Here is a 24,095-nt window from a genome sequence, read left to right as displayed (position 1 = left end):
CACGCCCGCAACAAGCCCCTGGCCGAGGATGTGGACCTGAAGGACGTGGCCAGGGCCACCGGCGGCTTCACCGGCGCCGACCTGGAGAACCTGATGAACGAGGCCGCTCTGCTGGCCGCCCGCCGGGGAGAGCGGTTCATCACCATGCCGGACCTCCACGAGGCGGTGATCAAAGTCATCGCCGGGCCGGAGAAGAAGAGCCGGGTGGTCATCCAGCGGGAGCGGAAGCTCACCGCCTACCACGAGGCCGGCCATGCCATTGTCAGCCACGCCCTGGAGACCGCCGACCCGGTCCACCAGATTACCATCGTGCCCCGGGGCCGTGCCGGCGGCATGACCATCTCTCTGCCCCAGGAGGACAAGAGCTTCCTCTCCCGCACCGAGCTGGAGGAGCGCATCGCCTCCCTGCTGGGCGGCCGGGTGGCGGAGCAGCTGGTGCTGGGGGACATCTCCACCGGCGCGGGCAACGACCTGCAGCGGGCCTCCTCCATCGCCCGCAACATGGTCATGCGGTACGGCATGAGCGAAAAGCTGGGCAGCGTGGTCTTTGATTCCGGCCACGACGAGATCTTCATCGGCCGCTCCATGGCCCAGGCCAAGAGCTACTCCGAGGAGACCGCCGACCTTATCGACCAGGAGGTCAAGGCCATCATCGATAAAGCCTACGCCCGATGCAAGGACATCCTCACCGAGCAGCGGGCCCAGCTGGAGCTGACGGCTGAGTACCTGCTGGAGAACGAGACCATGGACGCCGCCGCCTTCGAGCAGGTCTTTACCGACCCGGACGCCCTCCGGGAGCCGGACGGCCGCATCAAGAGCCGCATGGATGACGTGCCCTCCATCCGCCGCCAGCGGGGAGAGCTGACCCCTGAGGGCAAGCGGACATCCCCCAGCGATATCGACGTGCCCGCTCCTGACGGGGGCACGCCGGAGGAGAAGGAGTAAGCGCACCAAATAAAAGCAAAAACAGCGGGACACCCGGAATTAACCGGATGTCCCGCTGTTTTTTTCTTCTTTTTTGGCCTTGCCCAGGCGGCTGCGGTACTGGGTGGGCGTGCAGCCGTACTCCGCCTTGAACCGGCGAAGAAAGTAGCTCTTCTCCCGGAAGCCCAGGGACTGGCTGATGTCCTGCACCGCCCGGTCGGTGTGCTCCAGGGCCCAGAGGGCCTGCCCATGCGGATGTGGTAGAGCTTCTGGCTAAAAGTCTCGCCGGTGACCCGGCGGAAATAGGCCGAGAGATAGCTGGGATTGTAGTTGAACCGGCGGGCCAGATCGGCCAGGGTGACGGTGTCGTAGTGGTCCCCCATGTACTTGAGCAGCTGCCCGAAGGGATTGTCCCGCAGCATGGTGGAGCGGCTCACCGAGAGATGCCCCTGAAATCCCCTCTGGAGCAGGGTGAAGAGCTGGGTTGTGCCGCAGTGGAGCAGCTTGGGGGTGAAGCAGTCCCCGGTCAGCAGCTCCCGGCACAGGGCCAGGGCGCAGCTCCACACCGGGTCCACTGTGCGGTAGTCAAAGCAGAGGAACTCCTCCTCCGGGTCCTCCAGCCGCAGCATGTCAAACAGAATCCGGCAGTCGGCCAGCTGGCTGAAAAGCAGCCCGTCAAAGAAAGCGGCCGGATAGCGCAGGGTCAGCACCCGCCCATCCTCTACCCGATACCCCCTCCGGCTGCGCAGCAACAGAAAGCTGCCGGGTGTCAGGGGGATGGTCCGCTTACTGCGCAGACACAGCCGCACGCTCTCCGGGGTAAAGAGGAGCAGAAAATGGCCGCCGGGGTACGCGCCCGGTCCTTCCGCGGCCAGGTTCACGCCCCCAGCCTCCACCGGCCCCTCCGCCAGTCCCGCCAGAACTGGATTCCATTCTCCCCGCTGCGCCATGGCCCCATTTCCTCCCTGCTTTCAGGTTTTACCGGATATTATTATACCGTTTTTTCGCGGCCAGCCACAAGAGCGCCCGGGGTGAAATCCAAAAATAAGACACTTTTGGCACAACATGTGTCAATTGTTGACGAAATAGGGATGTGATAATCTTTTAACGAAAACCGAGCCGGCAGACCTGCGCTCCCACATTCAGGCCCGGTGGGGCGTGCCGGAATGGGTCCTTCCGGCACATCCCGTGATACCAAGGAGGATTATGAGATGAAAGGAACAATAAAGAAGCTGCTGTCCCTGGCGCTGTGCGGCGCCATGCTGACCGCTGTTCTGGGGGGCTGCACCAACCAGGAGACGGAGACCACACCCTCTGTTTCCCCCAGCGCCAGTGAAGAGGCGTCTCAGACCCCCACCGGCGGCGTGACCGACGGCACCTACACCGGCACCGCCGAGGGCTTCGGCGGTGAGGTCAGCGTGACCATCACCGTGTCCGGCGGCGTCATCACCGCCGTGGACGCCGTGGGCGACAGTGAGACCGAGAGCGTGGGTCAGGCCGCCCTGCCCGATCTGGCCCAGGCCATTCTGGACGCCCAGAGCCCCAACATTGACGGCGTGTCCGGCGCCACCGTCACCAGCAAGGCGGTCATGGCCGCCGCCAAGGACGCCATGGAGCAGGCCGGCATGACCGTGGAGGAGGAAGAGACTCCCGTTGGAGAGGACGAGGAGGTCACCGCCGACGTGCTGGTCATCGGCATGGGCGCCTCCGGCACCATGGCCGCCCTCAGCGCCGCCGAGGCAGGCGCCAATGTGGTGGGCGTGGAGAGCACCGGCGTGCTGGGCGGCATGGGCAACGCCGCCCAGGGCATGTTCGCCATCGGCACCTCCCTCCAGTACGAGCGCTACGGCGACGACCTGGGCTCCAACGAGGAGTACTGGTACGAGAAGCTGATGGACCAGAGCAACCAGCTGGCCAACGCCCAGCTCATCCGCACCTTTGTCAGCGAGGCCAAGAACACGGTGGAGTACCTGCTGGACAAGGGCGTGAAGGTCTACCTGTCCAAGACCGCCCAGCAGATCGCCCACTTTGGCGAGACCATCATCTACCACCGCTGGAACAACGCCGACCCCTTCACCTACCTGGGTCAGGCGCTGGACGACAACGGCGTGGACATCCGCTACAACACCACCGCCACCAGCCTGCTCACCGATGACACCGGCGCCGTGGTGGGCGCCGTGTGCACCAAGGCCGACGGCGGCACCCTGACCGTCAACGCCGGCGCGGTCATCGTCTCCACCGGCAGCTTCGCCGGCAACGAGGAGATGATGCGCCAGGCCCTGGGCGACAAGGTGTATGACACCGTCAACGTCATCGGCGGCAACGACGGCTCCGGCCTGCAGATGATGTACGACGTGGGCGCCGCCCAGGGCGAGCTGCTCACCATGAACCACGGCGTGGGCACCAAGACCGCCAACATCGAGGTGGCCGAGCAGCTGACCCTGAATACCCCTGTCCTGTGGGTCAACCACCTGGGTCAGCGCTTCATGAACGAGGACCTGCTGAAGGACACCGTGGAGTTCTCCAGCGCCGTGCTGGCCCAGGGCGGCTACGCCTACACCATCGTGGACCAGGCCACCGTGGACCGCTGGTGCGACAGCTCCTATGAGAACACCGGCACCTGGGTCCACTACTGGGACCGCTTCGGCATTATCGGCGAGGACGGCGAGCGGACCATCTACCACGCCATCGTGGACCCCGATGTGTTTGCCAGCGACTTTGAGAAGCTGACCGAGAGCGGCGACGGCAAGGTGTGCCAGACCCTGGACGAGGTGGCCGAGTTCATCGGCTGCGACGCCGACACCCTGAAGGACACCGTGTCCCGCTACAACACCTACGTGGCAAACGGCTATGACGAGGAGTTCTTCAAGAGCGCCGACAGCCTGGTCTACTCCGTGGAGGAGGGCCCCTTCTACGTCACCAAGGGCTACAACGCCGTGCTGGGCGCCCTGGGCGGCGTGAATGTGACCAACGAGCTCCAGGTGGTGGATGACGACATGAACCCCATCCAGGGCCTGTACGCCACCGGCAACAACTGCAGCGGCGTCAGCGTGGCCGCCTACGTCAACGTTGAGGGCGTGGGACTGGGCTTCGCCCTGACCTCCGGCCGTCTGGCCGGCGCCAACGCGGCCGCCGCCGTGCTGGGCGAGTAAGCCTGTTCCCCCCAAAATTCCCCTTCCCCGGACGGACCTCCGTCCGGGGAAGTTTTTTTGCGCCGGTCCCAAAAGTCCGGTTTATAGGACTAATTGTTTGCTATACTGTGCCTGTAAGGAAAAGAACAGACAGCCCGCCAAGGCGGGGCACACAGAAAGGAGCGTCCGGTTATGAATGAGTATTCCATGCGCTGGGTCCGTGGTCATGTGGAGGTGTACGACGCCTACGGGCGTTTCCGTTTCTCCGCCGACAGCGAGCGGGAAGCCCTGGCCGAGCTGGCCGAGGAGGCTGCCTGAGGGCGGCCTCTTGCCATTCTGCCCCGGTTCAGGCTATAATATAAAAAAGAAAACGCCGCAACCGGGCGGAAACAACAGGGAGGAATGGCCATGCGGCTGCTGAATTTCGGTTCCATGAATGTGGACCACGTGTATCAGGTGGAGCGCTTCGTCCGGCCGGGCGAGACCATCTCCGCCCGCAGGCTGGACCACTTCTGCGGCGGAAAGGGGCTCAACCAGTCGGTGGCCCTGGCCCGGGCCGGGGCGGAGACCTACCACGCCGGCATGCTGGGCAAGGGCGGCGAGATGTTGGAGCAGATGCTCCGGGAGAGCGGAGTGAAGCTGGAGCATCTGGGCGTGTCCGCCGAGATGACCGGCCACGCCATCATCCAGGTGGACCCCTCCGGCCAGAACAACATCATCATCTACGGCGGCTCCAACCAGGCCGTCACGCCGGAATACATGGACAGCGTGCTCTCCCGCTTCGGGCCGGAGGACATGGTGCTCACCCAGAACGAAATCAGCAATATCAGCTATCTGGCCCGCCGCTGCGGCGAGCTGGGTATTCCCCTGGTGTTCAACCCCTCTCCCATCACCCGGGGGCTGCTGGAGGAGTTTCCCTTTGAACAGGTGTCCCTCTTCCTCATCAACGAGGTGGAGGGCCAGGCCCTCACCGGCGAGACCGAGCCGAAGGCCATCCTGGACGCCCTGCTCACCCGCTGGCCCCATGCCAGGGTGGTGCTCACCCTGGGCCAGCGGGGCGTGGTGTACCGGGACAGGGCGCACACCTACTCCCACGGGGCCTACAAGGTGCAGGCGGTGGACACCACCGCCGCCGGAGACACCTTCACCGGCTTCTTCCTGGCCTCCCTGGCCAGAGGCGAGGACATCCCCCGCTGCCTGGAGAATGCCTCCCTGGCCTCAGCTCTGGCGGTGTCCCGGCCTGGGGCCGCCCCCTCCATCCCCACCATGGCCGAGGTGGACGCTGTCAGGGACGCCCTCACGGCCTCCCCTGCCCCCTGAATAGGGAAAGAGCAGCTGTCCCGGCGGCGGGAACTGAGATGCGGAATGTGCATGAGTTGGAGGTGATAGGATGAAAAAAAACGGTTTTGGGTGTCTGCCTCTTTCTGGGCGGGCTGCTCTCCGCCGGACTGTGGACGGTGGCCGAGGCGCTGATTCATCTTGGAGGCAGCGGGCCCCTGACCTGGTACCTCGGCGGCAGTGATCTACCGGTGTTCCTGCTGCTGGCCGCCATGGCCGTGACTGGCCTGGCTATTCTGGTGGTGCAGGCCTTCCGGGAGTGGATTCAGGAGGAAGCCACGGCAGCCGGCAGAGAGCCGGAGGACGCCGGCACAGACGGCGGACAATAAAAAATAAGCCGCCCCGGCGGGCCAAGGCCCGCCGGGGCGGCTTTGTGCGCAGAGAGGAGTTCAGTCGGGGATATAGGTCCTCACCCGCAGGGTGACCCCCAGGTCCATGGTGAGACGGCGGCACCGCTCAATCTCCTCCGGGGTCTTGTCCTTGTTTACGATAGTCATGATCACGTGGGGCACATACTCCCGGCACCGGGCGGCAAAGTCCAGCATGGCCTTCCAGGCGGCGGGGCCGTCCTTGGGCTGGGTGACGGCGCAGTACTCCTCCGCCGTGGAGCCGTTGAGGGAGATGGACACCGTGTCCACCCGGCCGGACAGCTCATGGGTCACGTCCCGGCCCAGGAACAATGCCGCGTGGCCGTTGGTGTTGATGCGCACCGGGGGCAGGTTGGGGCACCTGGCCTTCAGGGCGTCAATGAGCCAGGCGATGTCGTCCCAGCGGTACATGGGCTCGCCGAAGCCGCAGAACACAATCTCCCGGTAGCTGGGCAGGTCGCGGCGCAGAAAGTCGGCCAGAGCCTCCTCCCGGGTGGGCTCGTGGTCCAGCCACAGGTCGTCGGCGTAGATGCTGCCCTTGTGGCCGTTGTGCCGCAGGCAGAACACACAGTTGCAGTCGCAGCGGTTGGTCAGGTTCACATACAGCCCGCCCTCGTACTCATAGGTGATGGTCTCCATACAGTTCGCCTCCTGTCAGGGAATGTTGAAAAATCGCTTGCCGTTTTCCGTGGTGATGCGCCCCACCTCTTCGGCGGTCAGGCCCTTCACCTGGGCGATGGCCTCGGCCATGCGGAACACATACCGGGAGTCGTTTCGCCTGCCCCGGTAGGGCTCGGGGGCCATATAGGGCGCGTCGGTCTCAATCATAATCCGGTCCATGGGCAGCCACTCAATGACCTCCAGGGCCCGGCGGGCGTTCTTGAAGGTAATGACCCCGGTGAAAGATACCATCCAGCCCATAATGACCAGGGTTTTGGCGTCCTCCACGCCGCCGGAGTAGCAATGGAACACCCCGCGGGCATTGGGATGGGCGCGCACCATGTCCAGACTGTCCCTGTGGGCCTCCCGGTCGTGGACAATGGCGGGCAGGTCCAGCCTCTCCGCAAGGGAGAGCTGGGCGGAGAAGAAGTCCCGCTGCATCTTCCGCTTCCCGGGGTCCTTCTCCCAATAGTAGTCCAGGCCAATCTCCCCGATGGCCTTCACCTTGGGGTGGGCAGCCATGGCCTCGATCTCCGAGAGCTGGTCCAGGGAGGCCCCCTCCAGATTCTCGGGGTGGAAGCCCACGGCGGCGTACAGGTGGGGGTACTGCTCCGCCAGGGCCACCGACTGCCGGGAGCTCTCCAGATCGCAGCCCGGGCACAGGGCCAGCTCCACACCGGCGGCGGGCAGAGCGGATACAATGGCGTCCCGGTCGGCGTCAAAGGCGTTGTCATAGTAGTGGGCGTGGGTGTCGAAATACATAGATGCTCTCCTTATCGACAGGTTTTCTATCTCTATGATATCCCTTTCCAGGGGGATTTGCAAGGCTGGCCGATCTCCAGCTCCCGGGGATGTCGGCCGGGAAGCAGCAAGCGGTTTCTGACCAAGGCCGGGTGAATCTGTTTTCCACAAAAAACGCGCCCCCGGCGGAGAATTCCGCCGGGGGCGCGTTCTGTTTGATTCAGTCCGCTTCCCGCTCAAAGATCAGATCGATGGCTTTGGTGCCGCCGTTGCCGGTGAACTCTGTGGGGATATAGCCCACATACCGCCAGCCCTGAGCGGCGTACCGGTCAATAATCTCCCGGTGCTGGCTGTCGCTGTTGTTCATCCAGAAGCCGCCGCCGGTGTACAGCGGCACATATTCGTAGCGGTACATGGATATCCTCCTCTCTTTTTCCACTTCTTCAGCGGATGATGTGGAAAACAAAGCGGGCGGCCCGTCGTCCTCGCAAGCTGCGTATCGCTCGCCCCGGCATAAATGCCAAGGCTCGCTCACTCCGCTGCTCGTCCTCTCCCCGGAAAAGCGCTTTGCGCTTTCCCGGGGGCCCCGGTTCCTCCGGGCGGCGCATGACGGCTCGGACGCTTTGGCGAATCACGCCTCGCGTCGTCCTCGCAAGCTGCGTATCACTCGCCCCGGCATAAATGCCAAGGCTCGCTCACTCCGCTGCTCGTCCTCTCCCCGGAAAAGCGCTTTGCGCTTTCCCGGGGGCCCCGGTTCCTCCGGGCGGCGCATGACGGCTCGGACGCTTTGGCGAATCACGCCTCGCGTCGTCCTCGCAAGCTGCGTATCACTCGCCCCGGCATAAATGCCAAGGCTCGCTCACTCCGCTGCTCGTCCTCTCCCCGGAAAAGCGCTTTGCGCTTTCCCGGGGGCCCCGGTTCCTCCGGGCGGCGCATGACGGCTCGGACGCTTTGGCGAATCACGCCTCGCCTGCGCGCGACGCGCGGCTTCCCTCCCGCTCGGGCTTGAAACAGTGCCGCTGTGCGGCACTTTGGTTTCGCGCCCTCGGTCCGGTCCATCCGCGCTGCTCGCGACGGCTCGGACGCTTTAGCAGAGCTTGGCGCCGGCGGGGATGGCGTCGTCCACCATGAGCAGGTGAAGCTTCTCCTCGCCGTGCTCGGTGTGGACGGCGGAAATCAGCATGCCGCAGCTCTCCTGGCCCATCATCTTGCGGGGAGGCAGATTGATGATGGCCACCAGGGTCTTGCCCACCAGCTCCTCGGGCTTGTAGTACATGGCGATGCCGGAGAGAATCTGACGGTCAGTGCCGGAGCCGTCATCCAGGGTGAATTTGAGCAGCTTGTTGCTCTTCTTTACATTCTCGCAGGCCTTTACCTTCACAGCCCGGAAATCGCTCTTGCAGAAGGTGTCAAAGTCCACCTGCTCCTCAAGGAAGGGCTCTACCTCCACAGCGGGCAGGGCGGCCTTGCGGGCCTGGGCCTCCAGTTCCTCCAGAGCGGCCAGCTCCTTCTCCACGTCGATGCGGGGGAACAGGTTGCCGCCCCGGGTGACGGTGACGGTGGCGGACAGAGCGCCCCACTTTCCGGCGCTCTCCCAGTCGGAGCAGCAGGGGCAGGCGCCGATCTGCCGGAGAATCTCGGCGGCGGTGCCGGGCATGAAGGGGGTGAGCAGCACGGCGGAGATACGCAGGCTCTCCAGCAGGTTGTACATCACCCGGGCCAGGCGGGGCCTGTTGGCCTCGTCACGGGAGAGCACCCAGGGCGCGGTCTCGTCAATATACTTGTTGGCCCGGGAGATGAGCTTGAACACCTCGCTCAGGGCGTCCTGGAAGGCAAAGCGCTCCATGGCGGCCTCGTACTTGTCCCGCAGGCCGGAGGCCAGGGCGATGAGCTCGTCGTCCAGGGCGTCGGCGGCCTGCCCGGCGGGCAGGGTGCCCCCCTCAAAGTACTTGCCCACCATGGACACGGTGCGGCTGAGCAGGTTGCCCAGGTCGTTGGCCAGGTCGGTGTTGATGGTGCCGATGAGGGCTTCGTTGGAGAAGTTGCCGTCGGAGCCGAAGGGGAAGGTGCGCAGCAGGAAGAACCGCAGGGCGTCCACGCCGTACCGCTCGGAGAGCAGGTAGGGGTCCACCACGTTGCCCTTGCTCTTGCTCATCTTGCCGCCGTCCAGCAGGAGCCACCCGTGGCCGAACACCTTCTTGGGCAGGGGCAGATTGAGGGCCATCAGGATGGCGGGCCAGATGATGGAGTGGAAGCGGACAATCTCCTTGCCCACAAAGTGGACGTCGGCGGGCCAGTACTTGTCGTAGTCGTTGTACTTGTCGTTGTCGTAGCCCAGGGCGGTGATGTAGTTGGACAGGGCGTCAATCCACACATATACCACATGGCCCGGGTCAAAGTCCACAGGCACGCCCCAGGTGAAGCTGGTGCGGGACACGCACAGATCCTCCAGGCCGGGCTTGATGAAGTTGTTGATCATCTCGTTGACCCGGCTGCGGGGCTCCAGGAAATCGGTGTTCTCCAGCAGGTCCCGGATGCGGTCGGCGTACTTGCTCAGACGGAAGAAATAGGCCTCCTCCTCGGCGTCCTGCACCTCCCGGCCGCAGTCGGGGCATTTGCCGTCCACCAACTGGCTCTCGGTCCAGAAGCTCTCGCAGGGCTTGCAGTACTTGCCCTTGTAGGTGCCCTTGTAGATGTCGCCCTGCTCGTAGAGCTGGCGGAAAATCTTCTGCACGGCGTGCTCGTGGTAGTCGTCGGTGGTGCGGATGAAGCGGTCGTTGGAGATGTTCATCAGCTTCCACAGGTCCAGCACGCCCCGGGGGCCCTCCACAATGTTGTCCACATACTGCTTGGGGGTGACGCCGGCCTCTCTGGCCTTGTCCTCAATTTTCTGGCCGTGCTCGTCGGTGCCGGTGAGGAACATGACGTCGTAGCCGGTCAGACGCTTGTAGCGGGCCATCACGTCGGTGGCCACGGTGCAGTAGGCGTGGCCGATGTGGAGCTTGTCCGAGGGGTAGTAGATGGGGGTGGTGATATAGAATTTTCCTTTATTGCTCATCGGGGGATACCTCCGTTTCAGAATCTTCGGGGTTTTCCTCCTGCCGGGCGGGCCGGACCTTGGGCTCGGGCCGGGCGTCGTTGGCCAGGAGCGCCGTCACGTTGGCGGTGAGGTTGAGAATGCAGAAGCCGTAGAGCAGGACCACATAGAGGTCGTGGCCGTCGGCCAGGGTCACCAGAGAGAAGTACACGCCCAGCAGGGAGAACAGGGCGGAGCGGAACACCTTGGCCCGCTCAAAGGAGAAGCCCGCCGTGAAGTACAGCCCCAGCAGGGAGGCGATGATGGCGAAGAGCTCGTAGATATAGTCCTGCCGCACCGGGTCCCCGGCCCGGACCTGGTAGGCTGCGATGAGCCAGATACAGCCCATGTAGGCCGGGGCCAGCAGGGGAAAGCTGAATTTGCCCTTGCCCTCGCCCCGGTAGTTGTTCCTGCCGGTGGAGAGTACGCAGAAGAAGGAGACGGCGGACAGCAGGCCCAGAATGGCCCGGGGCAGCACGTTGAACAGGGGCGTGCCCTGGGCGTTGCCCGCCCGGGCGGCGGCCACCGCCTCGGCATAGGCGGCGGGGATGCCCATGTAGTTGAGCACCGCCGAGGCCAGCAACAGAAAGCCGCTCAGCACCATGGCGGTGACGTACACCGTGTTGCCCTTGGCGGCAAAGGCGGCGTCATAGCCGCCGTGGAAGGGGCGGTGCTTGCCCCGGCACAGCAGGATGAACACCACCGCCAGCACCGCCGACCAGATGATCAGCGCCCAGGTGGAGGGCATGTTGGGGGTGACCAGACCGGTGTCCGCCTCAAAGGCGGTGGACAGCTCCCAGCGGCGGAGGAGCAGTCCCACGATACCCCCGCCCACCGCCAGGGACGGGAGGACAATCTCTTTTCGCATTGCGGCAAGACCTCACTCAGGAAAATAAAGATGATAGCTAATATAGCAGTATATCACAAAAGAAGGAAATTTGCACCGTTTTTTTCCGGCCGGACCGGCGCGGGGGCCCTTATCCGCCCCCTTCTGGGGCACCTTCCCCCGCCGGGGAAGGCTCCGGTCAGCCGTTGGCGGCCATGGACTCCAGGTACTCGTCGTAGGTCATCTTGCGGTCGATGAGCTTGCCGTCGCCGGTGAAGTCAAAGATACGGTTGCACACGGTCTGGACCAGCTGGTGGTCGTGGGAGGACACCAGCACGTTGCACTTGACGGCCTCCAGACCGTTGTTGACGGCGGCGATGGACTCCAGATCCAGGTGGTTGGTGGGCTGGTCCAGCAGCAGCACATTGGCGCCGGAGAGCATCATCCGTGAGAGCATGCAGCGCACCTTCTCGCCGCCGGAGAGCACCTTCACGGGCTTGTACACGTCGTCGCCGGAGAAGAGCATCCGGCCCAGGAAGCCCCGGAGATAGGCCTCGTGGGGGTCGGAGGACCACTGCCGCAGCCACTCCACCAGGTTGTCGTCGCAGTCCTGGAAGAACTCGGTGTTGTCCTTGGGGAAGTAGGAGAAGGTGGCGGTCTGCCCCCACTTCACGGTGCCCTCATCGGGTTCCATCTCTCCCACCAGGATCTTGAACAGGGCGGTGTGGGCGTTCTCGTTGTCGCCCACGAAGGCGATTTTGTCCCCGTGGCCCACGATGAAGCTGACGTGGTCCAGCACCTTCACGCCGTCGATGGTCTTGCTGACGTCGGTGACGAAGAGGATGTCCTTGCCCACCTCACGGTCGGGGCTGAAGGCCACCCAGGGATAGCGGCGGGAGGAGGCGGGGATCTCCTCCAGGGTGATTTTCTCCAGCAGCTTGCGCCGGGCAGTGGCCTGCTTGCTCTTGGACTTGTTGGCGGAGAAGCGGGAGATGAACTCCTTGAGCTCCTGAGCCTTCTCCTCGTTCTTCTTGTTCTGGTTCTTCATCAGGTTCTGCATCAGCTGGGAGGCATCGTACCAGAAGTCGTAGTTGCCCACGTACATCTTGATCTTGTTGTAGTCGATGTCCACGATGTGGGTGCAGATGGTGTTGAGGAAGTGGCGGTCATGGCTGACCACGATAACAGTGCCGGGGAAGTCCAGCAGGAAGTCCTCCAGCCAGTTGATGGCGTTGATGTCCAGGTTGTTGGTGGGCTCGTCCATCATCAGGATGTCCGGGTTGCCGAACAGGGCCTGGGCCAGCAGCACCTTCACCTTCAGACGGCCGTCCACATTCTCCATCACGTCGTAGTGCATGGACACGGGGATGCCCAGGCCCTGGAGGATGCGGGATGCGTCGCTCTCGGCCTCCCAGCCGCCCAGCTCGGCGTACTCCTCCTCCAGCTCGCAGGCCTTGATGCCGTCCTCCTCGGTCATCTCCTCCTTGGCGTAGAGGGCCTCCTTCTCCTTGCCGATGTCGTAGAGCCGCTGGTTGCCCATGATGACCGTGTCCATGACGGTGTACTGGTTATAGGCGTTCTGGTCCTGCTTGAGGATGGACATGCGGGTGTTGGGCAGGATGGACACCTCGCCGCTGGTGGGCTCCAGCTCGCCGGAGAGAATTTTCAGAAAGGTGGACTTGCCCGCGCCGTTGGCGCCGATGATGCCGTAGCAGTTGCCCTTGACGAACTGCAGGTCCACATGGGAGAAAAGGGGCTGGCCGCTGTACGCCAGGCCCAGGTCGGTAACAGTGATCATGTCGCACTCCTTAAAATACAGTAATATCTACACGCGGCAGACATTGTATCACATTTGAGGGAAAAAGGATAGAGAAACCGCAGGAAAAATCTCTCGCCCGGCGGGAAATCCCTTGTGCAATTTTCCGCCGCCCGGTATAATGACAAAAAGCCTCCTCCAGGGGCAATATGAAAAGCGGAGGGAAAACCATGGAGTGGATGGAGTATCTGCATGGGGCGCTGGAAGTGGCCGTGGATCTGGGTATCATGCTGTTTGAATGGGTGGGCGTGGCTGTGCTGCTGGTGTCCGGCGTGCTGGGCGTGGCGCATTATATCAGGCGGGACCCGGAGACCCGCCTCAAGCTGGCCCAGGGCCTGGCCATGGCCCTGGAATTCAAGCTGGGCGGCGAGATTCTCCGTACCGTGGTGGTGCGGGACCTGAAGGAGATCGCCCTGGTGGGGGCCATTATTCTGCTGCGGGCGGCCCTCACCTTCCTTATTCACTGGGAGATTAAGAACGAGGAGGCCGCCCTGCCCGAGGCAGGGCATACGTCCCACAGAGAGGAGACCGGGAAATAGTGGGAGAACGGCGGTGAACCTTTGAGCCGCCGCCGGTTTTTGCCGGTGCGGGGCGCCCGCCTTGCGGCGCCCCGCTTTATCATGCTATAATGAAAGCGTACATCAGCATATCCCGGCCCCAGGGCCGCGGGAAAAGAGGAGTTATATGGAGAGTATGTTCCGCTGCCCCCTGTGCGCCTCTCCCCTGGAGCGGGGGAACGGGGCCTACGCCTGCCCCAGAGGGCACAGCTTTGATATTTCCCGGGAGGGGTACGTCCACCTGCTCCCCGCCAACCGGAAGCACTCCAGGGTCCCCGGGGACGACAGGGAGATGGCCGCCGCCCGGAACCGTTTTCTCTCCGCCGGGTACTACGGCCACCTGCGGGGAGTGCTGGAGCAGCTGGTCCTCCAATACGCCGGGGACACGCCCCGGGTGCTGGACTCAGGCTGCGGCGAGGGGTACTATACCGCCGGGATTCATGACGCCCTCACGGCCGCCGGGCGGGGCGTGACCATGGCGGGGGTGGACATCTCCAAGTTCTGCCTGCGCTGGGCGGCCAGGCGGACCAAAAAAGTGGAGTTCGCCGTGGCCTCGGCTTACCGCCTGCCGCTGCGGGACGGGAGCGTGAACCTGCTGGTCAACTGCTTCTCCCCTCTGGCGGCGGAGGAGTTTTGCCGGGTTCTGGCGCCCGGCGGAGTGTTCCTCTATGTGGTGCCCGCCGCCGATCACCTGTGGGAGCTGAAGGAAGTGCTCTATGACAGGCCCTATTTGAATCCGGAGGAGGCCGTGCTCTACGAGGGCTTTGACTACCTGGACATTGTGAAGGCCGAGCGGGTCATTACGCCGCACGGACAGGACCTGGCCGACCTGTTCCGCATGACCCCCTACTACTGGAAAACCCCAAAAGAGGGCGGCGAGCGGCTCTCCGCTCTGGAGGAGCTGACTGTCCGGGCCGATTTCCGCATCCACGTGTTCCGCCGCCGGTGAGCATGCTCCGGCCCCGGCGGGCCGGAGACACTATACTCTGTGAGGTTTTGAAATGAATGCTGCCTTTCTCATGATCGGAATTGTCATTGTAATCTGCATTCTGATGGACCGCTTTGTGGAGAAGCTGCCCATCCCGCCGCTGCTGGTCTTTATCGCCCTGGGCATGTGCTTTGGAGAGAACGGCCTGCTGCGCATCCCCTTTAACGACTACGAGGCCGTCAACCTGATCTGCTCGGCCAGCCTGGTGTTCATCATGTTTTACGGCGGCTTTGGCACCAACCTGAAGGCCGCCAGGCCGGTGGCCGCCCCCGCCGTGGTGCTGTCCACCCTGGGGGTGGCGGGCACTGCCGGAGCAGTGGGCCTCTTCGCCCACTTCGCCCTAAAGCTGCCCTGGCTGGAGAGCCTGCTCATCGGTTCCGTCATCTCCTCCACTGACGCGGCCACGGTATTCAACATCCTCCGGTCCAAAAAGCTGGCCCTCAAGAACCACACCGACTCTCTGCTGGAGGTGGAGTCGGGCTCCAACGACCCCATGTCCTACATGCTGACCACCGTCCTCATTGCCCTCATGTCCGGGCAGCAGGTGTCCATTCCCCTGCTGTTGGTTCAGCAGCTGGTTCTGGGGGCCCTGGCCGGCGTGCTGGTGGGCCGTCTGGCGGTGTGGCTCCTGGGCAAAAACCTGTTTGACTCCCAGCAGAGCCGCACGGTGTTTCTCTTCGGCGTGGTGCTCCTCTCCTATGCCCTGCCCTCCATATGCAACGGCAATGGGTATCTGAGCGTGTACCTGTGCGGCATTCTGCTGGGCAACGCCAAGCTGTCCCAGAAGAAGTATCTGGTCCACTTCTTCGACGTGGTGACCGGCGTGGCCCAGGTGATCATCTTCTTCCTGCTGGGACTGCTGGTGACTCCGGTGGAGCTGCCCCAGGTGCTGCTGCCCGCGCTGGCGGTTATGGCATTCCTCACGGTCCTGGCCCGGCCTGTGGTCACCAGCGTGCTCCTGCTGCCCTTCCGGCCCACGGTGGGACAGCTGGGGGTGGTGTCCTGGGCCGGACTGCGGGGGGCGGCCTCCATTGTATTCGCCATTTCGGCGGTGCTCAGCGGCGTGGACACCACCTATAACCTCTACAATCTGGTGTTCTGCATTGTCCTGCTGTCCATGCTCGTCCAGGGCACCCTGCTGCCCAAGGTGGCAAGCAAGCTGTCCATGATTGACGAGCACGGGGACATCAGCAAGACCTTCACCGACTACGAGGAGGAGCGGGATATCAGCTTTATCAAAGTCCACCTGGGGCCCGGCCACCCCTGGCTGGGCCGCGCCCTGCGGGAGCTGTCTCTCCCGGCGGACCTGCTGGTTGTCATGGTGGTGCGGGGAGAGAGCACCATTGTGCCCAACGGAGACACCAGGATGGAGGAAGGAGATCTGCTGGTGTTGGCGGCCTATCCCTTTGAGGAGCGGGAGCACCTGCGCCTGAGCGAGCTGACGGTAAAGCGGGGCCACCGCTTGGCAAACCGCACCCTGGCCGACATTGCCTCCGCCCCCAACGGCCCCAAGTACCTCATTGTACTTATCCAGCGTGGGCAGGAGACGGTGATTCCCACGGGGAGCACGGTCATTCTGCCCGGAGATGTGCTGATTCTGGCCCAGTCGGAGGGCGCCAAGCCCAGAGCCCAGGCCGGAGCGGCAAAAGCATAGGGAAAGGCCCGGGCGAGGAAGGGAGAAACCGACCGTGCGGAAAGGGCGACCGTGGACGCGCGCTCCGGCCTGGCGGCGGGGCTGCTGCGGCTGGCCCGGCCGAAAGCAAAATAGCATGAAAAAAGTCCCTCCGGCTCAGCCGGAGGGACTTTTTGCTCACTTGAACACCCAGAATTTATTCATCAGGTAGTTGTAGAACATGGTGACGCAGGTGTTGGGGATTTTGGCGGCCAGGGGGATGAGCCCGGCGGGGATAATGGCCGCGAAGGCGGGCAGCTGGAACACGGACATGAAGATGGACAGTCCGATGGAGGAGATGATGAGGAAGCCGCAGCTGGTCACAATGTACCGGCCCACCTCACGGCGGGTGAGGGGCTCCTTCTTCTGAAAGGTCCAGAACTTGTTCCAGATAAAGCTGTGGATGTTGGCCACCACGTAGGAAATGGCGTTGGAGAGATAGGGGCCGGCCACAATGGTCATGCCCAGCAGCACCACGGTGGGGCCGTCCTGAATGACGAATTTGTCCAGCAGGTAGAACACCACAAAGTCCACCAGGGTGTTGAGCACGCCGATGAGGCCGAACTTGATAAACCGCTTCAGGTCAAAGACCTTGATGAGATGGAGAATTTTTTCCTTCATAAATTCACCTTAATCTCCGGCGGCGATCAGGCTGCCGGCTCCGTTTTCTTCTTGGGCGACGGCCAGCGTGGTCCCGCCTGCCGTCTGGATTTCATAGATGCCCTCCCCGGCGGGGACGGCCATCACCGACTGGACCGTACCCGTCTTATGGTCGTACCACAGCAGAGCGCCGAACTCAGTGAGGCTGCCGGCGTACCGTCCGCCCATGGGCACGGGGGTGGCGGCGGGAAAAGCGGGGTCGCCGGCGGCCCAGGACAGCAGGCCGGCCAGGGCCCAGCTGCTCTCGGTGGCGCCGTGGATGTGCTCATGGTAGAGAAAGTTCTGCTCGCTCAGGTAGTTGGGCTCCAGGTTGAGCACGGCGATGGCGCCCTCGTCTCCCTCCACGGCGGCAGTGACCGCCCGGGCCACCCGCTGGTCGGCCTGGGTAGTGGCCCGGTAGTCGTGGAGCTCGCTGACAGCCGCCACGGAGAACACCGCCGCGCACAGAGCGCACGCCGCCCCGGTGACAATGCTCCGGGCGGAGCATTTGGTCAGCAGCATGCTCCACGCCGCGTCCAGGAACAGGGCGATGCCGCAGAAGGAGAACACTGTGTTCCGCAGGGCCACCGACGGGTTGGACAGCACGAAGAACAGCGTCACCGGCGCCAGGGCCATGAGGAAGCCCGCCAGCAGCGCCCAAGGTCTGGGCAGGGCGGCCTCCCCGGTGGGCCGTTCTACGGTGAAGCGCCGGGCAAACAGGAACAGCACCGCGCACAGGGCAATAAGCACCAGCACCCACAGAAGGTTGAAGTTCTCGACGATGCACATGATTCCCCGGCGGAAGCCCCGGACCAGGGTCTTGTACCCGCCGATGAGGAAGGACTCGCAGGTCTGACCGGCGGCGGAGAAGAACACCTTGTCCCACCCCTCCTGCCAGGGCAGGGTCAGCTTCAGGCGGCTGCCCAGCTGGCCGGTGGAGGTGGAGAAGTATCCGGTGAAGGCGAAATAGATGCCTGCGTTGACAAAGGTAAGCAGGGAGAAGAGGCTTCTGCTGCGGTTGCCCCGGAAAAACTCGATAATGCCCAGGAGCAGCACCCCGGTCACCGACAGCACCAGCCCCTGCTCGTAGAAACAGAAGGAGATGAGCTGGGCGATAAAGTACAGGGGCAGCCAGCGGACCCTGCCCGTCCGGCACCACTTCTGGAACAGGTACATGGCCAGAGCCACGAAGAACAAAGAGGGCACCACCCGGTTGGACGCGGAAATCCAGTACGTCCCCTCCATGCCCAGGGGCAGCAGGGCGTACACCGCCAGGAACAGGTACCCGGTGCCGAAGGACTCCCCCCACACCCGGCGGAACAGGCAGGCCGAGGCGGCGTACATGGCGGAGATGAGGGCTACCGCCGCCATGAGGAAGGGCCAGAAATTGGACCAGAAGAAGTAGTCCATCACCGAGGCCAGAGGCCGGGAGGACAGCAGGCCCATATCCAGGATAACCGCCTTGGCGGAGTAGTAGGCGGCCTGGTTGTGGAGCTGGATGTAGTCGTCCAGCTGGGGGTAGTAGGTAAAGCCGTAGTAGCAGAAGCGGAGGAGCACCAGGGCGAAGATCAGGGCAAAGACCAGCCAGGGCCGCTCCTTTTGAAACAGGCGCCCCCTCATGAGCGCCCCACCAGCCGCCGGATGCGGAAGATATCCCGGAACATGCGGGCGCTGTCCCGGAGGATGTTTACCTTGGACGCCCGGTGGTTCACCACATGGACCGCCTCCTGCTCCACCGTCAGGCCCAGCTTTTGGGCCCGGAGGAGCACCTCAAAGTCGAAGGCGAAGCCGTCGGTGGAGCAGCGGGAGAAGATGGCCTGGGCGGCGTCGCGCCGGTAGCCCTTGATGCCGCACTGAGTATCGTAGGGCAGGCCGGAGAAGAGCCGCACCAGAAGGCCAAAGACCTTGGAGGTCAGCAGGCGGATAGGGGGATAGCCCTGGTAGCCCAGCTTGTCCAGCCGCCGGGAGCCAATGCACAGGTCGGCCCCCGCCGCCAGCTTGTCCAGCATGGGGGGGATGTTCTCCAGGCCGTAGGCCAGGTCGGCGTCGGTGCAGAACACGTAGTCGCCCCTGGCCTCCAGCATGCCCACCCGGACGGCCTTGCCCTTGCCGCCGTTGGGGTGGTAGCCGGTGAGGCGGACGTGGCTGTCGGCAAAGGAACGGACCAGGTCGGCCATGTTGTCCGTGCTGCCGTCGTCCACAATGAGCAGCTCGTAGTCCGGGTCCATGTCCGCCAGCCGCGCCGTGACGGTGCGGAGCGTGGCCTCAATGATGCTGCTCTCATTATAGGCGGGGATCACCAGTGAAAGCTTCAATCTCCCGCGCCTCCTTCCTATATTCCCTATATTCATACGATTACAGGCTAACATTGTATCCGCTCCCACCGGGAATGTCAAGAAACACACGCGCCAATATCCGTTGCATATTTCTCCGGTATATGCTACACTATTGACCGAATACGGGAGAAAAATCAGAATTTCTCCGTGGATTTAGGGTCGCGTCCCCCGGGCCGGGCGGGCGTTGGGGCTGAAAGGATTCTTTTCGCCTTGTGGGGACCTTGAATCAGCGCGAAAAGAAAGGAATATCAGCATGGAAATCAACGGCGAACAGGTAAATGAGGTTGTCAACTACGCGGACCTGGGCCTTTCGGACGAGGTGATGAAGGCCATTAACAAGAAGGGCTACGTCCGGGCCACCCCGGTCCAGGCGGGGGCCATTCCCTACTTCATGGAGTGGAAGGACGTCATCGCCAAGGCCCCCACCGGCACGGGCAAGACCTTTGCCTTCGGCATCCCCATGGTGGAGCACATCAACCCGGAGAGCGACGCGGTGCAGGCCCTGGTGCTGGCCCCCACCCGTGAGCTGGCCCTCCAGATTCAGGACGAGCTGCGGGACCTGTGTGAGTTTAAGGAGGGGGTGCGCTCGGTGTGCCTCTACGGCGGCGCCCCCATTGAGAAGCAGATTGCCACCCTGAAAAAGCATCCGCAGATTGTGGTGGCCACCCCCGGCCGCCTCATGGACCACATGAAGCGGCGCACGGTGAAGCTGGACAAGGTGGAGACCGTGGTGCTGGATGAGGCCGACCGCATGCTGGACATGGGCTTCATCCACGACGTGACCCGGATTCTGGACCAGATCAAGTCCCGGAAGAACCTGGGCCTCTTCTCCGCCACCATCTCCCGTGAGGTGATGGACATCTCCTGGGTGTACCAGCGTGACCCGGTGGAGATTGTGGTGCGGCCCGACGAGGAGAACAAGCCGGACATCCAGCAGTACCGCATCGACCTGGAGGGACGGGGGGACAAGCTGGAGACCATGGTGGCCCTCCTTACCCACGGCGGATACGAGCGGGCCATCGCCTTCTGCAACACCAAGAATATGACCGACCGGCTCTCCGGCCTGCTCCAGATGAAGGGCATCTCCGCCCAGGCCATCCACGGCGACATCCAGCAGCGCATCCGGGAAAAGACCCTTCAGGCCTTCCGGGAGGGCAAGATGCGGGTGCTGGTGGCCACCGACGTGGCCGCCCGGGGCCTGGACATCGACGACGTGGACGTGGTGTTCAACTACGACGTGCCCGACGAGATTGAGTACTACATCCACCGCATCGGCCGCACCGGCCGGGCCAAGCGCCACGGCGTGGCCTACACCCTGGTGGTGGGCATTACCGAGCAGATGAAGATGGAGCAGATCGCCAAGAACACCAAGGCGGATATCACCGTCCTCAAGTACGACAAGGACGGCTGCCTGGTGCCCGCCGACGGAAGCCCCGTCCAGGACCCCAGAAAGTAAATTGGTTCCCTTCAAAAACAGGAGATGACAGCGGTGGACAAGGAAATCATTCGTTCCTGCGCCGACTGCGGCGTGGCGGGCTGCAAGCGCCAGACATCGGAGGGGCGTCCCCCCTTCTGCCTGACCGAGCACATGGACCAGCAGGCCATGGACGAGGCCATGGAGGAATACCGCGACCCGGAGAACCACAGGGTCATGACCACGGCGGCCGACGTGGAGTACGAGGGCTACTGCCGCTGGACCCGCATTCAGGAGATTGTGGAGTTTGCCAAGCGGATGGGCTATCACAAGCTGGGCATCGCCACCTGCGTGGGCCTGCTCCGCGAGGCCCGGATTGCCGCGGGCATCCTCCGCAGCCACGGCTTTGAGGTGTACGGCGCGGCCTGCAAGGCGGGCGCGGTGCGCAAGACGGCGGTGGGCATTGCGCCCGAGTGCGAGTCCATCGGCGCCAACATGTGCAACCCCATTCTCCAGGCCAAGCTGCTCAACGGGCAGGGCACGGAGCTGAACATTGTGGTGGGATTGTGCGTGGGCCACGACAGCCTGTTCTACAAGTACTCGGACGCCCTGTGCACCACCCTGGTGACCAAGGACCGGGTCACCGGCCACAACCCCGCCGCCGCGCTGTACACGGCGGAGTCCTACTACAAGAGCCTCTACGGCCCCGAGAAGGAGTAGAAAGACGGATACGGCCCGGCATTTCACATGGAATGCCGGGCCGTATATTTTATTATCTGGGAAACCTATGGGAACGAAAACAGTCATACAAGCGGAATCTCCACACCGCAGATAGAAATGGAGGCAAGATCACCCATGTCCAGAGGCGCATCCGGCCGCCGGACCAGATGGAGCCAGCAGCCCTCCTGGTGGTCCAGATCGCCGCCGCTGCATCCGCTGCCCGACATACCACCCATTAGTGGGATGGAAGTCCCATCTTTGGTATAGAGTATAATTTCCTGGTTCTCAATACAGGCGGGGTCCCCACTGGCCGTTTTGGGAACCCAGTCGTGGTGTCCCTTCAGCCCATCGCCCTCAATTGACACGTACACCGTGAGCGGAGAGATTACAACGTCGGTAATGACGGCATCCGCATCCAGCGTACGGACGGCCAGATTGGGTGTCAGATGAATCACATGGTCCGGGTAATTTAAAGTGGTGCGAAAGTGCCAGGTTTCAGTGCAGTCGTAAATTTTCTCATAGGAATAAGTCTCTCCACCGTTCCAACCTGCGTTGTGGTAAAGCTTCCCCAGCGTAATCTCCATCTCCTGACCGCAGAGGCGCTCTTCTTCCGGCAGATAATAGCTTTGAAAAACAAAACTTACCTGATTGTCTGCCGCCTCGCCGTCCGCTATCTGGGTATAGGTTCCGGCTCCGCCGTAATTCAGCTCCGGGAAGGTGGGGCTGCTCCAGTCCGCGAAATAGTAGCCGTCCGCCCAATCCAGTACGGTACCCTCCGGAGCAGTGAGCGTAACGCCCAGGTATATGGTATAGTCGTCGGCGGCGCAGTCGGTGAGGGTCATGGTCCAGCCGTTCTGGGTCATGGATTCACCCAGAAGGATGGCGCTTTGCTGATAGCCCGCGCTGTTGCCAAAGTAGTCCCGCACCACCGGAAGTGAAACCACCACCGCGCCCACCGACAGACAGAGAATGCAGGCCAGGGCGGCAGCTATGGCGACGGTGCGGCTCCAGCGTCTGCCGGGGGCGGCGGGAGCTCTGCGCTCTGCCCGCCCGGCCAGAGCGCGGGCAAGGGTGCGCTTGTCAGAATCCGTAAAACGGAGCCGATCCAGCTCCTCGCGATAACGTTTATCCACCATAGCAGCATCCCTCCAGCAGAGTTTTCAGCCGGGCCCTGGCCCGGGCCAGATGAGTGCTCACCAGAGCGGGAGACTGGCCCAGCAGCGCGGCGATTTCGTGTACGTCATAGTCCTCATAGTACCGCAGGTAGATCACCCGGCGGTATTTGGCGGGCAGGCGGTTTACCTGCGTCAACAGGGAGCTGTCGTCGGGCTCAGGAAGCTCCACACAGAGGTTCAGTCCCTCCTCCAGCGGCGCCCGGCGGCGAAACCAGGCGCTCTTCTTCCAGTTTTTGCACTGGTTGATGGTCAGCCGCACCACCCAGGCCCGCTCCTGGCCACTGTCTGGAAAGTGCCGCTGGTCAAGCAGCAGCTTGAGCAGCACCTCCTGGCAGACGTCCTTTGCGTCGTCCAGGTCGCCCAGCCAAGTGTAGCCGAAGCGCAGAATCGTGTCGGCATGCCGCTCCACCAGCGTGTTTGCCCGCTCCTCCTCCATAAGCTGCTCACCCCTTTCACCTCTATAACAACACAGCGAACCCAAATCTGTCAAAGAAAACAAAAAGACCGCCGCAGACAGTTTGACTGCTGCGGCGGAATGAAAATATTCTGAAAGGAACGAGCTCCAGTCTTATGCGGGCCGGATGACCAGCTCCTTGATGAGGCCGGTGGAGGAGTCGTAGCTCTCGATGTTGGCCACGGCGTGGTTGATGATGCCGCCGTAGCTGATGTAGAAGTTGACGGTCCGCTCGTCCACAATTCTGGGGCTGGACACGGACAGGCCGCCCAGAATAAACTTGTTGTGGTAGAACATGTCCATGGCCCGGCGGCCATAGACAAAGAAGTTGGGCGTACCCTCGGGCGTGCAGTAGTCGAACAGCCGGCACTGGCTGGCAAAGCACTGGGACATGGCCTTGTAGTCCTTTTTCTCCATGGCGTGGATGAAATCCGCAATCAGCATGTCAGCAACCCCCTCTTAATAGACCTTTTCGGAATTGAGCAGCGCGTCGGTGCCGCCGTCCACAAAGAGCACCACGCCGTTGATGCCGTGGGCCAGAGGCGAGGAGAGGAAGATGATGGCGTTGGCAATGTCCTCGGGGCTCATCAGCGGGTCGTTGGTGCCGTAGTTAATGGGCACGGGCAGGGCCTCCACCGCCACCATGTGCTCCGGAGAGAGCTTGGCGGTCATGGCCGTGCGCACGTTGCCGGGGGCCACTGCGTTGATGCGCACGCCGTGGGCCCCCCAGTCGGCGCTCATGCGGCGGGCCCAGCGGGCCAGAGCGTACTTGGTGGCGGCATAGAAGGAATGGGCGGTGGCGGGATCATAGTCCTTTACTAGGGCCAGAATGCGCTCCTCGTCGGCCTGGTTGTTGAGCATGCCCACCACGTCCATGCGGGCAGCGCCCTGGGCGATGGTGTTGGAGGAGGTGACCACGCAGGAGCCCCGCTTCTTCTGCAGCAGCTCCAGGGCCCCGGAGGCCATGGCGGTGGCGCCGAAGTAGTTCAGGGAGATGATGAGGGGGATGTTGCCGCTGGCGCCCGACACGCCCGCGTTGCAGATCATGGCATCAATGCCGTCGGGGTAGCGGTCGTACAGCTCCCGCAGGGCGGACTCCCGGCCCTCCGGTGTGGCCAGGTTGGCGGAGATGTCGCCGTCCTTCAGGTCGATGTTGACGGTCTCGTGGCCCTGCTCCTTCAGCTTGGACACGATCTGGGCCCCAATGCCGCTGGAGCCGCCGGTTACCACGTAAATACCCATGTTCAACGCCTCACTCTT

At 63.2% G+C, this 24,095-nt stretch carries 22 protein-coding genes and 2 pseudogenes; 10 read left to right on the top strand and 14 right to left on the bottom strand.

The genetic code is table 11. The features are described 5' to 3' along the window. A pseudogene (locus tag Q0K06_RS07570) lies at positions 1 to 945 on the top strand (ATP-dependent zinc metalloprotease FtsH); the annotation flags it as partial. Positions 946 to 984: 39 nt separating this feature from the next. Here the strand turns inward: Q0K06_RS07570 and Q0K06_RS07565 are convergent. Then, positions 985 to 1,158, bottom strand: a pseudogene (locus Q0K06_RS07565) (helix-turn-helix domain-containing protein); the annotation flags it as partial. Positions 1,159 to 2,135: 977 nt separating this feature from the next. Here Q0K06_RS07565 and Q0K06_RS07560 point away from each other — a divergent pair. The 4 genes from Q0K06_RS07560 (at position 2,136) to Q0K06_RS07545 (ending at position 5,722) form a co-directional block, all read left to right on the top strand. Then, positions 2,136 to 4,076, top strand: a complete 1,941-nt coding sequence (locus Q0K06_RS07560; RefSeq protein ID WP_294550700.1) for an FAD-dependent oxidoreductase — start codon at positions 2,136 to 2,138, stop codon at positions 4,074 to 4,076. Positions 4,077 to 4,247: 171 nt separating this feature from the next. Further along, positions 4,248 to 4,373, top strand: coding sequence for a hypothetical protein (locus tag Q0K06_RS07555; RefSeq protein ID WP_294518393.1), 126 nt, complete (start codon positions 4,248 to 4,250; stop codon positions 4,371 to 4,373). A 90-nt stretch (positions 4,374 to 4,463) separates the two neighbouring features. Beyond that, positions 4,464 to 5,375, top strand: coding sequence for a ribokinase (locus tag Q0K06_RS07550; RefSeq protein ID WP_294550697.1), 912 nt, complete (start codon positions 4,464 to 4,466; stop codon positions 5,373 to 5,375). An 86-nt stretch (positions 5,376 to 5,461) separates the two neighbouring features. Beyond that, positions 5,462 to 5,722 carry a hypothetical protein gene (locus Q0K06_RS07545; RefSeq protein ID WP_294550693.1) on the top strand — a complete coding sequence of 87 codons (261 nt, stop codon included), beginning with the start codon at positions 5,462 to 5,464 and terminating at the stop codon, positions 5,720 to 5,722. 60 nt (positions 5,723 to 5,782) lie between these two features. On the opposite strand, the gene Q0K06_RS07540 is transcribed toward Q0K06_RS07545, so the two are convergent. The 6 genes from Q0K06_RS07540 to Q0K06_RS07515 all read right to left on the bottom strand — a co-directional run bounded on the left by Q0K06_RS07540 (position 5,783) and on the right by Q0K06_RS07515 (position 12,862). Further along, on the bottom strand, positions 5,783 to 6,400 hold the full coding sequence (locus tag Q0K06_RS07540; RefSeq protein WP_294550690.1) for a TatD family nuclease-associated radical SAM protein: 618 nt from the start codon (positions 6,398 to 6,400) through the stop codon (positions 5,783 to 5,785). A gap of 15 nt (positions 6,401 to 6,415) precedes the next feature. Then, on the bottom strand, positions 6,416 to 7,183 hold the full coding sequence (locus Q0K06_RS07535; RefSeq protein ID WP_294550687.1) for a TatD family hydrolase: 768 nt from the start codon (positions 7,181 to 7,183) through the stop codon (positions 6,416 to 6,418). A 199-nt stretch (positions 7,184 to 7,382) separates the two neighbouring features. After that, positions 7,383 to 7,577, bottom strand: coding sequence for a DUF4177 domain-containing protein (locus Q0K06_RS07530; protein WP_294550684.1), 195 nt, complete (start codon positions 7,575 to 7,577; stop codon positions 7,383 to 7,385). Between the two features lie 672 nt (positions 7,578 to 8,249). Then, positions 8,250 to 10,220 carry a methionine--tRNA ligase gene (gene metG, locus Q0K06_RS07525; RefSeq protein ID WP_294550680.1) on the bottom strand — a complete coding sequence of 657 codons (1,971 nt, stop codon included), beginning with the start codon at positions 10,218 to 10,220 and terminating at the stop codon, positions 8,250 to 8,252. Further along, positions 10,210 to 11,106: a hypothetical protein gene (locus Q0K06_RS07520; protein WP_294550677.1), complete on the bottom strand. Its 897-nt coding sequence runs from the start codon at positions 11,104 to 11,106 to the stop codon at positions 10,210 to 10,212. The genes metG and Q0K06_RS07520 overlap by 11 nt, the downstream gene beginning before the upstream one ends. 157 nt (positions 11,107 to 11,263) lie before the next feature. After that, positions 11,264 to 12,862 (bottom strand): ATP-binding cassette domain-containing protein, encoded by a 1,599-nt coding sequence (locus Q0K06_RS07515; RefSeq protein WP_294550674.1) that lies wholly within the window; start codon positions 12,860 to 12,862, stop codon positions 11,264 to 11,266. A 188-nt stretch (positions 12,863 to 13,050) separates the two neighbouring features. Here Q0K06_RS07515 and Q0K06_RS07510 point away from each other — a divergent pair, with 188 nt between their 5' ends. From Q0K06_RS07510 to Q0K06_RS07500, 3 genes are all read left to right on the top strand, one after another. Continuing rightward, a complete protein-coding gene (locus tag Q0K06_RS07510) occupies positions 13,051 to 13,419 on the top strand; it encodes a DUF1622 domain-containing protein (RefSeq protein WP_365925064.1) in 369 nt (122 codons plus the stop codon). Positions 13,420 to 13,564: 145 nt separating this feature from the next. Beyond that, positions 13,565 to 14,386 carry a putative RNA methyltransferase gene (locus Q0K06_RS07505; protein ID WP_294550671.1) on the top strand — a complete coding sequence of 274 codons (822 nt, stop codon included), beginning with the start codon at positions 13,565 to 13,567 and terminating at the stop codon, positions 14,384 to 14,386. Positions 14,387 to 14,438: 52 nt separating this feature from the next. Beyond that, positions 14,439 to 16,079, top strand: coding sequence for a potassium/proton antiporter (locus tag Q0K06_RS07500; protein WP_294550668.1), 1,641 nt, complete (start codon positions 14,439 to 14,441; stop codon positions 16,077 to 16,079). Between the two features lie 156 nt (positions 16,080 to 16,235). Here the strand turns inward: Q0K06_RS07500 and Q0K06_RS07495 are convergent, their stop codons facing one another. The 3 genes from Q0K06_RS07495 to Q0K06_RS07485 are packed head-to-tail and all read right to left on the bottom strand — an operon-like array spanning position 16,236 to position 19,051. Then, entirely contained in the window at positions 16,236 to 16,718 is a 483-nt protein-coding gene (locus Q0K06_RS07495; RefSeq protein WP_294550665.1) for a GtrA family protein, read from the bottom strand. A gap of 9 nt (positions 16,719 to 16,727) precedes the next feature. Beyond that, positions 16,728 to 18,356 carry a hypothetical protein gene (locus tag Q0K06_RS07490; protein ID WP_294550662.1) on the bottom strand — a complete coding sequence of 543 codons (1,629 nt, stop codon included), beginning with the start codon at positions 18,354 to 18,356 and terminating at the stop codon, positions 16,728 to 16,730. After that, on the bottom strand, positions 18,353 to 19,051 hold the full coding sequence (locus Q0K06_RS07485; protein WP_294550659.1) for a glycosyltransferase: 699 nt from the start codon (positions 19,049 to 19,051) through the stop codon (positions 18,353 to 18,355). Before Q0K06_RS07485 ends, Q0K06_RS07490 begins: the two co-directional genes overlap by 4 nt. Positions 19,052 to 19,325: 274 nt before the next feature. Between Q0K06_RS07485 and Q0K06_RS07480 the strand changes: the two genes are divergently transcribed. Both Q0K06_RS07480 and Q0K06_RS07475 read left to right on the top strand, forming a co-directional pair. Beyond that, complete coding sequence (locus tag Q0K06_RS07480) at positions 19,326 to 20,528, top strand: DEAD/DEAH box helicase (protein WP_294550656.1); 1,203 nt, start codon at positions 19,326 to 19,328, stop codon at positions 20,526 to 20,528. A gap of 24 nt (positions 20,529 to 20,552) precedes the next feature. Then, entirely contained in the window at positions 20,553 to 21,206 is a 654-nt protein-coding gene (locus tag Q0K06_RS07475) for a DUF1847 domain-containing protein (protein WP_365925057.1), read from the top strand. An 83-nt stretch (positions 21,207 to 21,289) separates the two neighbouring features. Here Q0K06_RS07475 and Q0K06_RS07470 read toward each other — a convergent pair whose 3' ends face one another. The 4 genes from Q0K06_RS07470 to Q0K06_RS07455 form a co-directional block, all read right to left on the bottom strand. Next, positions 21,290 to 22,342 (bottom strand): DUF4179 domain-containing protein, encoded by a 1,053-nt coding sequence (locus Q0K06_RS07470; protein ID WP_294550653.1) that lies wholly within the window; start codon positions 22,340 to 22,342, stop codon positions 21,290 to 21,292. Next, positions 22,332 to 22,817, bottom strand: a complete 486-nt coding sequence (locus Q0K06_RS07465; protein ID WP_294550651.1) for a sigma-70 family RNA polymerase sigma factor — start codon at positions 22,815 to 22,817, stop codon at positions 22,332 to 22,334. Before Q0K06_RS07465 ends, Q0K06_RS07470 begins: the two co-directional genes overlap by 11 nt. A 132-nt stretch (positions 22,818 to 22,949) precedes the next feature. Then, on the bottom strand, positions 22,950 to 23,279 hold the full coding sequence (locus Q0K06_RS07460) for a hypothetical protein (protein WP_294550649.1): 330 nt from the start codon (positions 23,277 to 23,279) through the stop codon (positions 22,950 to 22,952). Positions 23,280 to 23,294: 15 nt separating this feature from the next. Beyond that, positions 23,295 to 24,077 (bottom strand): SDR family oxidoreductase, encoded by a 783-nt coding sequence (locus Q0K06_RS07455; RefSeq protein ID WP_294550647.1) that lies wholly within the window; start codon positions 24,075 to 24,077, stop codon positions 23,295 to 23,297. Between the last annotated feature and the right edge of the window lie 18 nt (positions 24,078 to 24,095).

The sequence above is a fragment of the uncultured Pseudoflavonifractor sp. genome (assembly GCF_944387805.1).
Taxonomy (GTDB): Bacteria; Bacillota; Clostridia; order Oscillospirales; family Oscillospiraceae; genus Pseudoflavonifractor.
This window is presented reverse-complemented; position numbering and strand designations above follow the sequence as displayed.

Coding starts and splice junctions, on each gene's coding strand:
- metG (WP_294550680.1), bottom strand. CDS start 10,220: ATGAGCAATAAAGGAAAATTCTATATCACCACCCCCATCTACTACCCC.
- Q0K06_RS07490 (WP_294550662.1), bottom strand. CDS start 18,356: ATGAGGGGGCGCCTGTTTCAAAAGGAGCGGCCCTGGCTGGTCTTTGCC.
- Q0K06_RS07470 (WP_294550653.1), bottom strand. CDS start 22,342: ATGGTGGATAAACGTTATCGCGAGGAGCTGGATCGGCTCCGTTTTACG.
- Q0K06_RS07500 (WP_294550668.1), top strand. CDS start 14,439: ATGAATGCTGCCTTTCTCATGATCGGAATTGTCATTGTAATCTGCATT.
- Q0K06_RS07530 (WP_294550684.1), bottom strand. CDS start 7,577: ATGTACCGCTACGAATATGTGCCGCTGTACACCGGCGGCGGCTTCTGG.
- Q0K06_RS07505 (WP_294550671.1), top strand. CDS start 13,565: ATGGAGAGTATGTTCCGCTGCCCCCTGTGCGCCTCTCCCCTGGAGCGG.
- Q0K06_RS07555 (WP_294518393.1), top strand. CDS start 4,248: ATGAATGAGTATTCCATGCGCTGGGTCCGTGGTCATGTGGAGGTGTAC.
- Q0K06_RS07480 (WP_294550656.1), top strand. CDS start 19,326: ATGGAAATCAACGGCGAACAGGTAAATGAGGTTGTCAACTACGCGGAC.
- Q0K06_RS07520 (WP_294550677.1), bottom strand. CDS start 11,106: ATGCGAAAAGAGATTGTCCTCCCGTCCCTGGCGGTGGGCGGGGGTATC.
- Q0K06_RS07515 (WP_294550674.1), bottom strand. CDS start 12,862: ATGATCACTGTTACCGACCTGGGCCTGGCGTACAGCGGCCAGCCCCTT.
- Q0K06_RS07560 (WP_294550700.1), top strand. CDS start 2,136: ATGAAAGGAACAATAAAGAAGCTGCTGTCCCTGGCGCTGTGCGGCGCC.
- Q0K06_RS07465 (WP_294550651.1), bottom strand. CDS start 22,817: ATGGAGGAGGAGCGGGCAAACACGCTGGTGGAGCGGCATGCCGACACG.
- Q0K06_RS07535 (WP_294550687.1), bottom strand. CDS start 7,183: ATGTATTTCGACACCCACGCCCACTACTATGACAACGCCTTTGACGCC.
- Q0K06_RS07475 (WP_365925057.1), top strand. CDS start 20,553: ATGACAGCGGTGGACAAGGAAATCATTCGTTCCTGCGCCGACTGCGGC.
- Q0K06_RS07460 (WP_294550649.1), bottom strand. CDS start 23,279: ATGCTGATTGCGGATTTCATCCACGCCATGGAGAAAAAGGACTACAAG.
- Q0K06_RS07455 (WP_294550647.1), bottom strand. CDS start 24,077: ATGGGTATTTACGTGGTAACCGGCGGCTCCAGCGGCATTGGGGCCCAG.
- Q0K06_RS07540 (WP_294550690.1), bottom strand. CDS start 6,400: ATGGAGACCATCACCTATGAGTACGAGGGCGGGCTGTATGTGAACCTG.
- Q0K06_RS07510 (WP_365925064.1), top strand. CDS start 13,051: ATGGAGTGGATGGAGTATCTGCATGGGGCGCTGGAAGTGGCCGTGGAT.
- Q0K06_RS07550 (WP_294550697.1), top strand. CDS start 4,464: ATGCGGCTGCTGAATTTCGGTTCCATGAATGTGGACCACGTGTATCAG.
- Q0K06_RS07495 (WP_294550665.1), bottom strand. CDS start 16,718: ATGAAGGAAAAAATTCTCCATCTCATCAAGGTCTTTGACCTGAAGCGG.